This window comes from Polaribacter litoreus (assembly GCF_054584775.1).
Genome location: NZ_JBTLRD010000014.1, coordinates 84188 through 97635 on the forward strand (window position 1 = coordinate 84188; position 13448 = coordinate 97635).

Consider the following 13448-nt stretch of genomic DNA (forward strand, 5'->3'; position numbering starts at 1 on the left):
TAATGAACAAAGATACATTTCTTTATAAAGAAAAATTTTTATCATTAAAAAAAAATTGTAGATTTGCGATAACACTATTAAAAAACAAATTAAAATGAGTTTAATACTAATGATTGTAGGAGCTGTATTGTTAGCAGTTCTTATTGCTTATGTTATAGTTAAATATTTACCTTTAAAATTAAGGTGGTTACCATCTATATTGCTAATGGCTTTAGCAATATATTTAGGGGTTAAAATTTTCAACGGAATAATGCAACCTATTCTTTTTGCAAAAGAAAAAGTAGAAAGATACAAGCCGGTAATTAAAAGTTTAAAAATCATTAGAGATGCTCAAGTTAAACATTATGATGTAACTGGTAAGTACACAGACAACAAACAAGGTTTAATACAATTTATAGATACTGCTCAATTAGCTATTACAGAAACTAAAACTGTTGTAAAAAGAGTTAACAAAGGATCTTCATGGGCACCACTTATGGTTGATGAAGAGGTTAGAGTTACAGATACCATTGGTTATGAACCAGTTTTAAAATATTTTAAAGAAAAAGATTACAAATCGATGTTTAAAGTACCTGGTGTTGAAGGAGCTGAGTTTGAAATTGAAGTTGGCGAAGTAGAAAAAGTACCTGGCTTAGTTGTACCAACCTTTAGAGCAAGAACACCAAAAACTGGTATCTTAAAAGGTTTAAACAATTCTTTAGTAAAACAAGAATTAGAGGCTATTGAAACCGATCAAATTAAAGGTGAGTACGTTTCTGTTGGTTCTTTAGAAGAAGTTAGTACAGGTGGTAACTGGCCTCCTTCTTATGATAAAAAAGGTGGTGTTGACAAATAAATCAACTACTTTACAAACAACAAAAAATATAACATTATCCATCCAATTTAATTTGGGTGGATTTTCTTTTTGTATTTCTAATGCAGATTCTAACAAAAAGGTACTCTTTAAAAAGTATGCGTTTAAAGGCAACTCAAATTCACCACAAGAGCTATTAGATAACATAAAACAAATTTTTAACGAAGAAGAGTATTTACAGTTAGAATTTATTAAGGTAAATGTTATTCACCAAAACAACTTATTTACTATTGTACCAAATGCCTATTTTGATGAAAACTCGTTGAGTGCATATTTAAACTACACCATAAAAACCCTACGTACTGATTTTATTACTTTTGATGATGTACCAAAAATAGCTGCAAAAAACGTTTATATTCCTTATGTAAACATCAACAACTTTTTATTTCAAAATTTTGGTGAGTTCAATTATCAACACCATAGTACTGTTTTAATTGAAAAACTCTTAGCTAACAATAGTTCTGACGAAAAAGTAATGTACGTAAACGTTTCTAAAAATACTTTTGATATTGTTATTCTACATGGCAATCAATTGATTATTTCAAATACATTTACCTATTTGTCTAAAGAAGATTTTATGTATTACATTTTATTTGTAGCAGAACAAAACCAGTTGAATACAGAAGAATTTATACTCTATTTTTTGGGAGATATTTCTAATGAATCAGAATTGTACAGCATTACATATAAGTATATAAAAAATATTCAGTTTTTAGAAAGCGAAAACAGTATTTATACCGATTTAAAACTACCTAAACATTCTAATTTTATATTATTGGGCTAATGAGAATTATATCAGGAAAACTTAAAGGAAGACGTTTAAAAGCACCCAAAAACCTCCCTGTTCGCCCAACAACAGACATGGCCAAAGAAGGCTTATTTAACATTTTAAATAATCTTTATTATTTTGATGGTATTTCTGTCATTGATTTGTTTGCTGGCACTGGAAATATTAGTTATGAATTTGCTTCTAGAGGTACAAAAAACATTTATGCAATAGATGCCAATTACAATTGTATAAGATACATTTACAATACTGCAAAAGAGCTTGACTTAGACATTAATACTTACAAAAGTGATGTTTACAAATTTCTAAATAAAACGTCTTTACAAGCCGATGTTATTTTTGCAGACCCTCCTTACGATTTCGAGGTTGAAAAATTTTTAGAAATTGCAGATGTAGTTTTTGAAAAAAACCTATTAAAAGATGATGGTGTTTTAATTATAGAACATTCTAAACACAGCGATTTAACAACACATAAAAACCATAATTACGACAAACGTTATGGAGGTAATGTGTTTAGTTTTTTTGAGATAGCTACTGACGAATAAGCCTAAAGCAAGGAATTGATAATGTCTGCAATAGAAACACCTTCTGCCTCTGCTTTGTAATTCTTTACGATTCTGTGCGATAAAATAGGAATAGCTACTGCTTTTACATCTTCTATATCTGGCGAATATTTTCCGTGAATTGCGGCATGGGCTTTAGCTGCTAAAATTAAATTTTGTGATGCTCTGGGTCCTGCACCCCAATCTAAATAACTTTTTACCATTGCTGTAGCAGCATCTGAATTTGGTCTTGTTTTACCTACCAAACTTACTGCATATTCAATTACATTATCTGTAACAGGTATTCTACGTATTAATTTTTGAATGACGATAATTTCATCACCAGAAAGAATTGAATTTACCTTTTCTGAAACACTACTTGTAGTGCTTTTTACAACCTGAACTTCTTCTTTAAACGTAGGATATTCTAAGTTTATAGAAAACATAAATCTATCTAACTGCGCTTCAGGTAAAGGATACGTACCTTCTTGCTCTATTGGGTTTTGAGTAGCTAATACAAAAAATGGTAAGTCTAATTTATAATGATTACCAGAAACAGTTACAGAACGTTCTTGCATGGCTTCTAATAAAGCAGCTTGCGTTTTTGGTGGTGTTCTGTTAATTTCATCCGCTAAAATAATATTAGAAAAAATTGGGCCTTTTATAAATTTAAACTGTTTGTTTTGATCTAAAATTTCGCTACCTAAAATATCTGAAGGCATTAAATCTGGTGTAAACTGAATTCGATTAAATTTTAAACCCAATACATTAGAAACTGTATTCACTAATAAGGTTTTTGCCAAACCAGGCACACCAATTAATAGAGAATGCCCACCACAAAATATTGATAATAAGGTGAAATTTACAGCCTCTTGTTGACCAATAATTACTTTACCTATTTCTGATTGTAATGATTTGTATTTAACTACTAAATCATCAACAGCTTTTACGTCGGACATTATTTACCTGTTTCTTTTTTCCAATTTTTAACAAAATTACATTTTCTATGCTCATCTGCCATTTTAATGTACGTATCTTTTATTTTTTCTTTCGCCCATTTATCAATAGCTTCTTCTTTCTTTTTTGTTAAGGCTAGCTCTTGAACCTTTACATAATCGTTTACTAAATCTGCAATATGTGTATTGGTTCTATCTCGCATCATAATAAACTTATACATTTTTTCTCCATTTCTGTTTTCATCAAAAAATACGTCTGAAAGTTCTCCTTTTTTTAACTCTGCTACTCTAGCATATAAAGCAGGGTCCATACCTGTTAAGTTAAAAGTAGACTCGCCTGTATAAGGGTTTACAATTAAACCAGCACTATTTTTAGTTTCATCATCATCAGAATATTTTTCTACAGCAGCCTCAAATGTTATTTTACCTGTTTTAATATCTTCTGCAATTTGTTCGGCTTGGTTTCTTGTTTCGGTTAGTTTGCTATCTGGCACATCTGGTTGCATTAAAATATGAGAAGCAACTCTCATATTACCTTTTACCTCATGCAATTGCATTAAATGATAACCAAATTCAGATTTAAAGGGTTTAGAAACTTGCCCCACATCTAAACTAAATGCCATTTCTTTAAATTCTTTGATGAATTGCGATTCTTTTGTTACCTCGTACTTTCCTCCATTATTTGTAACTCCAGGATCATCAGAATTGATGATGGCTTTCATTTTAAAACTTGCACCATCTTCAATTTCTTTTTTTAATTCGGTTAATTTATCAACAATTCTTTCTATTTCTTCGTTTGTTGGTTTCGCTTTAATTACAATTTGTGCTAACTCAATTTCTGCAGAAAATTCTGGCAATTCTCCTTTTTCTTTTAAACCATTATAAAATAAACGAACTTCTTCTGGTGTTACATCTATTTTCTCGGTAATTTTTTGTTGTTCTTTTTCGATTAATAAGTTTTCTTTTTGAACCGTAAAGAGTTCTTTTTTTAAATCATCTAAATCATTAAAACCGTAGGCTTTAATTACCTTATCTACAGAGCCATATTGCTGTGTAAAGTACTGTACACTTCGATCAACTCTAGCATCAATCTCTGGGTCTGCAACAATAACACTATCAATTATTGCATGATGCGCTAGTAGTTTTTGTTGCATAAGTTCTTCTAACATTTCACAGTCAGAGATTTTTATTTTACCTTCAGATCGTATTTCTATTTCTTGTTTAAATTTATCGATATCGGAATCTAAAACAATATTTTTACCAATAACTACAGCTACCCCATCTATTTTTACTTGTGCAAAAGTGTTGATACTTATCAAACTAAATAAGGTTACAAAAAGTGCGGTTTTAGTAAACTTTAAAATTGTTGTTTTTTGTTGCATCTTTTACTAATATTTTTTCTATATCTCTAATTAATTCGATTTTACGCTTGTGTAAAATCATTTGTGTTATGGTTGGCTCTATGTAGCTTAGTGGTGCCACATCATTTCTAAGCAAAACGTCTTTTATAGCGACCAAATATAAACCTAATGAATCTTGTTTTTGGAGATATTTTGTTTTTTTTAACAGATTTTCTTTAGAAAGCGGAAGTTTTAACAAAACCTTATCTAATGGTGTCCAAATTGAGTCGTTAAACTGATGAAATTTAAAGCTTAATTGTTGTTTTTCTAGCGTTTCTAAATCATCAATATCATCAGATTTAAATAGTTCTATAAATTCTTTTTTATTAATGATATTATTATCGAAGTGCAGGTACTTAATTTTTAAAAGTTCTTCGTTTAATCTAAAATTTTGTTTGTTTTTTGCGTAAAAGGCTTCGATTTCTTCATCATTAATAACGGTATCTAATTGTTGTTTAATGAGCCTTTCTTTATAGCTATTAATTAACAAACTTTCTTTGTAATCTTTTATTAACGCATTAATTTCTTCGAGATCTTGTTGTGAGCTATTGGCTTCGGCTTTACTAAGTAGCAATTGCTTTATTGCCCAGTCATTGATGTACCCATTTACCAAAACAATGCTATCTTGTTTAGAAATATTACTGGGGAAAATTTCTTTTAAATCTTCTCTAAAAAGTTTTTCTGTATTTACTATTGCAACAATTTCTGATGATGTATTTTCTTTTTCTTGTACGTTTAAATAATCACAAGAAGCTATAAGAAAAGATATAAAAAAAAGAACTGCAAAATGGTTGCGCATATTATTTATTATAATGTTTTATAAGCTTTTTAAGTTGTTTTTTATTTACTTCAATAACGCTTTTATTTCTTAAATCTGCGATCCAGTTTTCCTCTAAATGGTTTTGATAATCATTCATTACCTGACCTTTAACTTTCTTAAATTCTTTATTATTATACTTACTAATATTGGTAGTATAATATTTTTTTAAACCTAAGGTATCTTTAGAAGATTTGTCCCAAATTTTTTGTTGCATTAACTCAAATAACAACAATCCGTCTTTATATTCTTGTAAGGTGTGTGCAAACTCAGGCTGTGTCTTTTCTAAATTATTTTTATAGTAAGATAATATTTCTTTATCCTTAAAATCTTCAAACAAATCAAAAACAGGTTTATTTTTTTTATTTTTGATAAAAGCTACAAAAGCTTCTTGCGTAATTTTTTTTTCGTTGATTGTTAAAATTACACTTTGTAAAGAATCTTTTACAATATTTCTGATTTCTTTATTTTCAAAAATATCTTTAGCTTTTTGGTGATCAGATATTGTATATTGTTGTTTTAATTTATTGATTACTGCCTTTTCAGATAACTGAGCTCTAACCCCAGATTTTACCCTGCGCTTTAAATCATCTTTCATGTCTTCAAAAGCAGGTACAGGATGCTTTTTAATGAGCTGAACAATATGCCAACCAAAAGAAGTTTGAAATGGCTTAGAATACTCGCCCTCTTTTTGTAAACTAAAAGCTACCTCTTCAAAAGGTTTTACCATTACACCTCGACCAAATTTTCTTAGTTTACCACCTTTAGATTTAGAACCTGTATCATTAGAATACTTTCTAGCTAAAGCCTTAAATTGCTCATCTTTTTCTAGTCTATTGTAAATAGAATCTATTAATTGTTTTGCATTTTTAGTTTCTTTAGTTAATAAAATATGCGCTACTTCAACCTCTCCTTTAGAAGGTCTTATAGCATCAACTTTTAAAATATGATATCCAAAACGGGTTCTAAATGGTTTTGACACCTCTCCTACTTTTGTGTTGTAGGCAGCTTCTTCAAAGGGGTATACCATTTTAAAGGCAGAAAAGTAGCCTAAATTTCCTTGGTTTCCTTTTCTACCTCTTTTTTTATCATCTCTTGCTGATGGATCCTCAGATGTTTCTTCGGCTACTTTCTCAAAAGATTCTCCGTTAATAATTCTGTTTCTTATTTTAGTGATTTTTTGATAAGCCTCTAAAGTATCTTTTGGCGTCGGAATTTTAGGAGTTCTAACTAAAATATGCTTTGCCTTAATTTCATTTTTAGTTCTGTAATACGCATCTTTAACCAACTTATTTACAAAAGCAGTATCTTGCAAATACGGAGCCGCTAACTGATTTTTGTAGCCATCCATTTCTTTTACATAAGATGGCATAGTATCTAACTTAATTTTGTAAGCCTCTTTTACTTTTAATTTATAATTTATAAATAAATCTAAATTTTTCTGAACATCTTTAGCTTCTTCATTATCAATAGCGTCTAAGTTTTTTTCATAAACTCTTTTAAAATCAGAAACAGTTGTATTTTCTCCATCAATAGTTAATAAAACTTTATCTTTTTTTTGAGAAAAAACTACACTAGAAAAGCATAAACCTGCTAATAAAACAAACTTCTTCATAAATTTATAACGATATAATTCCTTTAATTTTTTCAACTCTTTTATAATAGTAAATTACCTCTTCTGCATTTTTTACTTTTAAAACAATGGTAAGACTAATGTATTTACCCGTTTTCGATTTTTTGGTTGTAATTACAGCTCCTTTATTTTCAAAAACATCTTGCACCTCTTGCATTTGATTACCACTAGTAGGCACAATAAACTTATACATATAATCTCCTGGAAAATTAGTTGTATCTTCTAGTTGATCTTTCAATTTAATGTAAAAAGCCTTTTTATCTTCCATAATTACATCTGTATTTGCAAGTAATGAAACACAAAATTACATTAAAAATTAGTTTTATAATACGAATCATTTATTTTTGTGGAAATTGCGACATAATGAAAGTCAAAATTAATCATTTTTAAGATAAGATACTTGCAAAAAAATCAACAAAAAATCGTCTTAATTGGTGGGCCATCCACAGGAAAAACCAGTGTTTTAAATGCTTTAAAAGAAAAAAAGTTGTGTTGTTTTGATGAAGTTTCTAGAGAAGTTACATTACAAGCTCAAGAAAAAGGCATTGAGCAACTTTTTTTATCAGAACCACTAATGTTTAGTGAAATGCTGTTAGAGGGTAGAGAAATGCAATATTTAAATGCCGAAAAAAAAGAGGCATCTTTTGTTTTTTTTGATAGAGGCATCCCCGATGTTTTTGCATATTTGAATTACTTTAAAACAGATTACCCTGAAATTTTTATCAAAAAAAGTAAACAATACACCTACGATTATATCTTTCATTTTTCTCCATGGAAAGAAATACACACAACTGATAATGAGCGATATGAAAGCTTTAAAGAAGCTACAATTATTGATACTTTTTTATTAAACGCCTACAAAAGTTTGGGGTACAAAATTATCACAATTCCTTTTGGATCTGTGGATGAACGAGCAAATTTTATAATCAATTCGCTTGCTTGCGATTTATGATTGATGTTAACAAAATACTACAACATCACTGGGGTTTTAATGAATTTAGAGCACCTCAAGAACAGATTATACGTGCTGTTTTAAACAGAAAAGACGTTATTGCTTTACTACCCACTGGTGGAGGTAAATCTATTTGTTTTCAAGTACCTGCTTTAGCACAAGCTGGAGTTTGTTTAGTGATTTCTCCGCTAATTGCTTTAATGCAAGATCAAGTTGAAAACCTAAAAAAAAGAAATATAAAAGCAACAATGATAAAATCTGGGGCGTCTTTAGATGAAATTGTAACGCTTTTTGATAGTATTAAATTTGGTGGTTATAAATTTCTTTACATCTCTCCAGAACGTTTACAAACGCAGTTAATTCAGCAAAAAATTAAAGAACTTGCTATTTCTTTTGTTGCTATTGATGAGGCGCATTGTATTTCTGAATGGGGACATGATTTTAGACCTACTTACAGAAATATTAAAGTTCTAAAAGAACTTAAACCAAATGTACATTTTATTGCCTTAACTGCTACTGCTAATAAAAAGGTATTAGATGATATTGCCAAAAATTTAGAATTATCAAACCCTAAGTTTTTCAGAAAATCTTTTTATAGAAAAAATTTAGCCTATCAAGTTTTTACTGTTGAAGATAAATTATTAAGACTAAAACAAATTTTTACCAAAACAAAAACTCCTGCCATAGTTTATGTAAATACTAGAAAAAAAACCAGAGAAATTGCAAACTTTTTAAATGCCAATGAGTTTAAAAGTAGTTTTTATCATGGTGGCTTACCTCTAAAAGAAAAAGAAACAGCATACCAAAATTGGATGTTTGAGCATACACCAATAATGGTAGCAACCAATGCTTTTGGAATGGGAATTGATAAACCTAATGTAGGTATTGTAGTACATTTTGATTTGCCTTATTCTTTAGAAAATTACATCCAAGAATCTGGTAGAGCAGGTAGAAATGAAAAAAAATCTTTTGCAGTTTTATTAAAAAATGAGCACGATATTTCTATTTACAAACAACAATTAAAAAAATCATTACCAAGCATTATTGAGGTAAAAGAAATCCATCGAAAATTATATCAATATTTTAGAATTATCAAAGGAGAATTATCCAAAGAAATGCATCAATTTCAAATTTCAGAGTTTTGCAGAACTTATAATTTTTCGGCAAGAAAAGTAACCTCGGTGATACAAATTTTATCAAATAATGGAGTCTTAGAAATTTCTAACACATTTAATCAAAAATCAACAATACTTTTTAATACAAGTAGTAAAAAAGTACTTTCTTACACCATAAATAAAACTTATACAAAAACATTAATCAATTTATTATTAAGAACTTATTCTGGTTTATTTAAACAAGAAGTTTATATCAATGAATTTGTAATAGCCCAAAAAACCAACACTACATCACAACAGGTAGTTAGCACGCTAAAACAGTTGCATCAAGATAAAATTTTAAATTACAAACGTGTGATTAGTGATGCCGAAATTAAGTTTCTAGTTCCTAGAGAAGACGACAGAACCATTAATTTATGTGCTAAAGAGATAAAACAATTTTTACATCTCAAACAAAAAAAAGCAACAGATTTTCTGAGTTATATTCAGAACAATTCAACCTGTAGAAGCATCCAAGTTTTGGATTATTTTGATGAAAAAACCAAGCAAAAATGTGGAATTTGTGATGTCTGTTTATCAGAAAAAAAAGAAACAACAAAACATCTTTCCTCAAAAATAACAATACTTTTAAAAGAAAAAAAAGCACTTACATCACAAGAAATAAATCAATATTTAAAAGCAAACGAAAAAGACATTTTAATACATTTGCGAAAGCTTTTATCAGAAAATAAAGTTCAAATAAATAATCAAAACAAATACCAACTAAAAGATTACATATGAAAGATACACGAATTGTTTTTATGGGTACACCAGATTTTGCAGTAACTATTTTAAAACATTTAGTAAACAATCATTATAATATAGTTGGTGTAATTACCGCACCTGATAAACCTTCAGGTAGAGGTCGAAAATTAAATCAATCTGCAGTAAAAAAATATGCTTTATCTGAAAATTTAACTATTCTACAGCCTAAAAATTTAAAGGATATAAGCTTTCAAAAAGAACTACAAAATTTACAAGCAGACCTACAAATTGTTGTTGCTTTTAGAATGTTACCAAAAACGGTTTGGCAAATGCCTAAATTAGGTACATTTAATTTACACGCTTCTTTATTACCCGAATATAGAGGTGCTGCCCCTATTCATTGGGCCATTATTAATGGTGAAACTAAAACAGGTGTAACAACTTTTTTTATAGACGATAAAATTGATACTGGCGCTATTATTTTACAAGAAGAAACCACCATTTCCAATATTGATACTGTGGGGTCTCTACACGATAAATTGATGTTTTTGGGTGCTAGTTTAGTTGCAAAAACTGTAGATTTAATTAGCAAAGGTGATATTATTACCATAAAACAACCTAATTTAGAAGAAAAGTCTGCTCCAAAACTTAATGCCGAAAATACTAAAATTGATTGGTCATCTTCTTTAATCAATATTTATAATATGATTCGAGGCCTAAATCCATTTCCAACTGCCTGGACTACTATTAAAAATAATGATGATAAAATTTATACTAAAATTTATGCCATTGATACATTAGCAGAACCTCATAATTTTGAAATTGGAAAAATAATTGCTAATAAAAAACAGTTAAAAGTAGCCGTAAAAGATGGGTTTATAATTATTAAAGAAATTAAATTGGCAGGAAAGAAAAAAATGGATGCCATAAGTTTACTAAATGGATTTACATTTTCTGACAACGCAAAGATGCTATAATCCCCTTTATTTACTAGGTTTTTCATTTTTTTTAGTAACAGCAACTTACTTTATTAACAATTTAAGGGTATTTATTAACAAAACAGTGTTTTTTTAAGGCCCTAATTGGTGCAAACCCTTAATACGTCTATATTTGTTAGGCTTATTAGCAATAAAATATACAATTAATTTTTAAAATCTATTATTATGAACAAGTCAGATTTAATTGACGCAATGGCTGCAGACGCAGGAATATCTAAAGTAGCAGCTAAGGCAGCTTTAGAATCTTTTACAGATAATGTAACTTCTGCTTTAAAAGGTGGTGGTAAAGTTGCATTAGTTGGTTTTGGTACTTTCTCTGTTTCACATAGAGCAGCTAGATCAGGAAGAAACCCACAAACAGGAGCAACTATAGAAATAGCTGCTAAAAATGTACCTAAGTTTAAAGCTGGTGCTGGGTTAAGTGATGCTGTCAACTAATAACTAAAGCATAATTTATTACAAAACTCTCTTTTTAAGAGAGTTTTTTTATTCCTATATTTTGTATATATTTACTTATGCCTTATCTAAAACCACTTAAGGGTAGGTTATTAATTGCTGAACCTTCTATATTAAATGATAATTCTTTTAACAGAGCTATAGTTTTAATTACAGAACATTCAAACAAAAGTTCTGTAGGTTTTATTTTAAATAGACCACTTGAATACACATTACAAGATTTAATTCCTGAAATTGAATCTGATTTTACAATTTACCAAGGTGGCCCTGTAGAACAAGATAACTTGTATTTTGTGCACAAAGTACCACATCTAATTCCAGACAGTATTGCCATAGATAACGAAATTTTTTGGGGTGGTAATTTTGATTCGCTAAAAGAATTATTAAATGCTGGTACCTTATCAAAAAATGATATCCGTTTTTTCTTAGGATATTCTGGTTGGGGTAGCAACCAATTGGTTGATGAAGTAAATACGAATTCTTGGTTTATTTCTGAAAATGATATTGATGATATTTTTTCTAATGATAGCAATACACTTTGGCGTAATAAAATACTACAAAAAGGTGGAGGTTATAAAATCTGGGCAAATGCCCCAAATGACATTCAGTTAAATTAAGTAGCGGTTACTGCTAATACATTTAAACTTTGCATTAATTTATTAGAAAATGTTGCAGTAAACTTTTTCTTTTTATAGTGTGTCACTGGCTGAATGCCAATAATTGCGTTGGTGATAAAGACCTCATCAGATTTCTGAATTTCGAATGGAGAAATGTTTGTTTCTTCTAATATATAGTCTGGATTTTTAGTAATAATCTCTATTATTTTTCCTCTTGCAATTCCTTTAATACAGCCTTCGGTTAACGCTGGAGTTTTGACAATGTTTCCTTTTAGTATAAAAATATTAGCATTGGTTACCTCTACCACTCCTTTTTTTTCATTAATTATTACACAATTGTCTAAATCATTTTCTTTGGCATAAATACTTGCTAAAGTATTTACCATTCTATTGTTTGTTTTTATTGTTGATAATAATCCAGAATAATTATAAAAGTCTTTGAAAACATCAACTTTATAAGTTTCTTTGGTTTTGTAAGTGTTTTCTTTAACATCAATTACATAATCAATTTTATTAGTTTTTGGTGTATACAAACCACCATCTTTTCTGCAAACATTTAATCTTACCCTAAATGAATTTACACTATTTTGTGTAGCAATTGTTTTTAATATTTCTTTTTCTAAATGCTCTAATGTAAAATTCATTGGAATTTTCATACGTAACATCCGCATCGAAGCCATCAATCTAAAGTAATGATCTTCCCAAAAAATAATTTTATTGTTATTTACTTTAATAGTCTCAAAAACTGCATCACCATATTTAAAACCTCTGTTTTCTATAGAAATTTTTACATTTTCGTCCAATACCAATTCACCATTAAAATTAATCATTTGTTTAAATTTTATTGTTGCAAAATTAAGGCTTTTTGTTAGAATCTTGACAAAAAAAAAACTCAACCAGAAGTTGGGTTAATATATATACTTTGTAATAATTTACGCACCTATTATATGTTTTAGTTCGTCAATTTGGTTTTCCCATAATTGTTTAGACTCTTCAACTTCATCTTCATCTTCTGCAAAATCAGTGACAATTAAAGAAACATCTTTAGTTAATGCATCAACTTGAATTCTAATTTCAAAATAACTTTCGTCATCTTCACTCTCTAACCACTTAAACCTGATTTTTTCATCTGATTTTTTGTGAATTAGTTTTGCTTGTTCTTCTGTACCTTCCCACTCAAAAGTAAAAATTTTACCCCTTGCATTAACTTTATCTGCAAACCATTCTTGTAAATTAGAGGGTGATGATATGTACTGATATAACATATTTGGGGAAGCGTGAATTGGTATTTCTAACTCGTATTGTACTTTATTCATTGGGTGTAACTTTGGATGACAAGATAGGTATTAATTCTATTTAAAAAAAATTTAAAACACCTCTTGGTAGTATGCAAAAATAAATTATATTTGCACCCTCAAAACCTAATGGCGAGGTAGCTCAGTTGGTTAGAGCGCAGGATTCATAACCCTGAGGTCACGGGTTCAAATCCCGTCTTCGCTACAAGCTTAAAGCTAATAAAATCAACGAATTGTGTCTCACAATTCGTTTTTTTTATGCCTTCATTTTTCTTACTTTTAC

15 protein-coding genes and 1 tRNA gene are annotated in these 13448 nt (G+C 29.1%); 9 read left to right on the forward strand and 7 right to left on the reverse strand.

Annotation, left to right across the window (positions count from 1 at the left end; all coding sequences use genetic code 11):
- The first annotated feature begins 94 nt into the window (after positions 1 to 94).
- From ACW9UN_RS13115 to ACW9UN_RS13125, 3 genes are read left to right on the forward strand one after another with little or no spacing between them, the layout of a single operon-like run.
- Positions 95 to 835 (forward strand): hypothetical protein, encoded by a 741-nt coding sequence (locus ACW9UN_RS13115; RefSeq protein WP_459486751.1) that lies wholly within the window; start codon positions 95 to 97, stop codon positions 833 to 835.
- Complete coding sequence (locus ACW9UN_RS13120; RefSeq protein WP_459486752.1) at positions 822 to 1637, forward strand: DUF3822 family protein; 816 nt, start codon at positions 822 to 824, stop codon at positions 1635 to 1637. Before ACW9UN_RS13115 ends, ACW9UN_RS13120 begins: the two co-directional genes overlap by 14 nt.
- Positions 1637 to 2185: an RsmD family RNA methyltransferase gene (locus ACW9UN_RS13125; protein WP_459486753.1), complete on the forward strand. Its 549-nt coding sequence runs from the start codon at positions 1637 to 1639 to the stop codon at positions 2183 to 2185. Before ACW9UN_RS13120 ends, ACW9UN_RS13125 begins: the two co-directional genes overlap by 1 nt.
- 2 nt (positions 2186 to 2187) lie before the next feature.
- Here ACW9UN_RS13125 and ACW9UN_RS13130 read toward each other — a convergent pair whose 3' ends face one another.
- From ACW9UN_RS13130 to ACW9UN_RS13150, 5 genes are read right to left on the reverse strand one after another with little or no spacing between them, the layout of a single operon-like run.
- Complete coding sequence (locus ACW9UN_RS13130) at positions 2188 to 3141, reverse strand: AAA family ATPase (protein WP_459486754.1); 954 nt, start codon at positions 3139 to 3141, stop codon at positions 2188 to 2190.
- The gene (locus tag ACW9UN_RS13135; protein WP_459486755.1) at positions 3141 to 4520 is read right to left on the reverse strand and encodes a peptidylprolyl isomerase; all 1380 of its coding nucleotides are present in this window, start codon (positions 4518 to 4520) and stop codon (positions 3141 to 3143) included. The genes ACW9UN_RS13130 and ACW9UN_RS13135 overlap by 1 nt, the downstream gene beginning before the upstream one ends.
- The gene (locus ACW9UN_RS13140; RefSeq protein WP_459486756.1) at positions 4486 to 5337 is read right to left on the reverse strand and encodes a hypothetical protein; all 852 of its coding nucleotides are present in this window, start codon (positions 5335 to 5337) and stop codon (positions 4486 to 4488) included. Before ACW9UN_RS13140 ends, ACW9UN_RS13135 begins: the two co-directional genes overlap by 35 nt.
- Position 5338: 1 nt before the next feature.
- Positions 5339 to 6970, reverse strand: a complete 1632-nt coding sequence (locus ACW9UN_RS13145; protein WP_459486757.1) for a peptidylprolyl isomerase — start codon at positions 6968 to 6970, stop codon at positions 5339 to 5341.
- Between the two features lie 4 nt (positions 6971 to 6974).
- Complete coding sequence (locus tag ACW9UN_RS13150) at positions 6975 to 7256, reverse strand: DUF493 family protein (protein WP_459486758.1); 282 nt, start codon at positions 7254 to 7256, stop codon at positions 6975 to 6977.
- 132 nt (positions 7257 to 7388) lie between these two features.
- Between ACW9UN_RS13150 and ACW9UN_RS13155 the strand changes: the two genes are divergently transcribed.
- The 5 genes from ACW9UN_RS13155 to ACW9UN_RS13175 all read left to right on the forward strand — a co-directional run bounded on the left by ACW9UN_RS13155 (position 7389) and on the right by ACW9UN_RS13175 (position 11870).
- Positions 7389 to 7940 (forward strand): AAA family ATPase, encoded by a 552-nt coding sequence (locus tag ACW9UN_RS13155; RefSeq protein WP_459486759.1) that lies wholly within the window; start codon positions 7389 to 7391, stop codon positions 7938 to 7940.
- Positions 7937 to 9835: a RecQ family ATP-dependent DNA helicase gene (locus tag ACW9UN_RS13160; protein WP_459486760.1), complete on the forward strand. Its 1899-nt coding sequence runs from the start codon at positions 7937 to 7939 to the stop codon at positions 9833 to 9835. Before ACW9UN_RS13155 ends, ACW9UN_RS13160 begins: the two co-directional genes overlap by 4 nt.
- A complete protein-coding gene (fmt, locus tag ACW9UN_RS13165) occupies positions 9832 to 10776 on the forward strand; it encodes a methionyl-tRNA formyltransferase (protein WP_459486761.1) in 945 nt (314 codons plus the stop codon). The genes ACW9UN_RS13160 and fmt overlap by 4 nt, the downstream gene beginning before the upstream one ends.
- 186 nt (positions 10777 to 10962) lie before the next feature.
- A complete protein-coding gene (locus tag ACW9UN_RS13170) occupies positions 10963 to 11235 on the forward strand; it encodes an HU family DNA-binding protein (RefSeq protein WP_397446903.1) in 273 nt (90 codons plus the stop codon).
- Positions 11236 to 11312: 77 nt separating this feature from the next.
- The gene (locus ACW9UN_RS13175) at positions 11313 to 11870 is read left to right on the forward strand and encodes a YqgE/AlgH family protein (RefSeq protein WP_459486762.1); all 558 of its coding nucleotides are present in this window, start codon (positions 11313 to 11315) and stop codon (positions 11868 to 11870) included.
- Here ACW9UN_RS13175 and ACW9UN_RS13180 read toward each other — a convergent pair.
- Together ACW9UN_RS13180 and ACW9UN_RS13185 are read right to left on the reverse strand one after the other, a co-directional pair.
- Positions 11867 to 12700 carry an aminotransferase class IV gene (locus ACW9UN_RS13180; RefSeq protein ID WP_459486763.1) on the reverse strand — a complete coding sequence of 278 codons (834 nt, stop codon included), beginning with the start codon at positions 12698 to 12700 and terminating at the stop codon, positions 11867 to 11869. The two genes, ACW9UN_RS13175 and ACW9UN_RS13180, sit on opposite strands and share 4 nt — an antisense overlap.
- Before the next feature lie 102 nt (positions 12701 to 12802).
- Entirely contained in the window at positions 12803 to 13186 is a 384-nt protein-coding gene (locus ACW9UN_RS13185) for an START-like domain-containing protein (protein WP_459486764.1), read from the reverse strand.
- A 110-nt stretch (positions 13187 to 13296) separates the two neighbouring features.
- Between ACW9UN_RS13185 and ACW9UN_RS13190 the strand changes: the two genes are divergently transcribed.
- Positions 13297 to 13370, forward strand: a tRNA-Met gene (locus ACW9UN_RS13190).
- Positions 13371 to 13448: the final 78 nt, after the last annotated feature.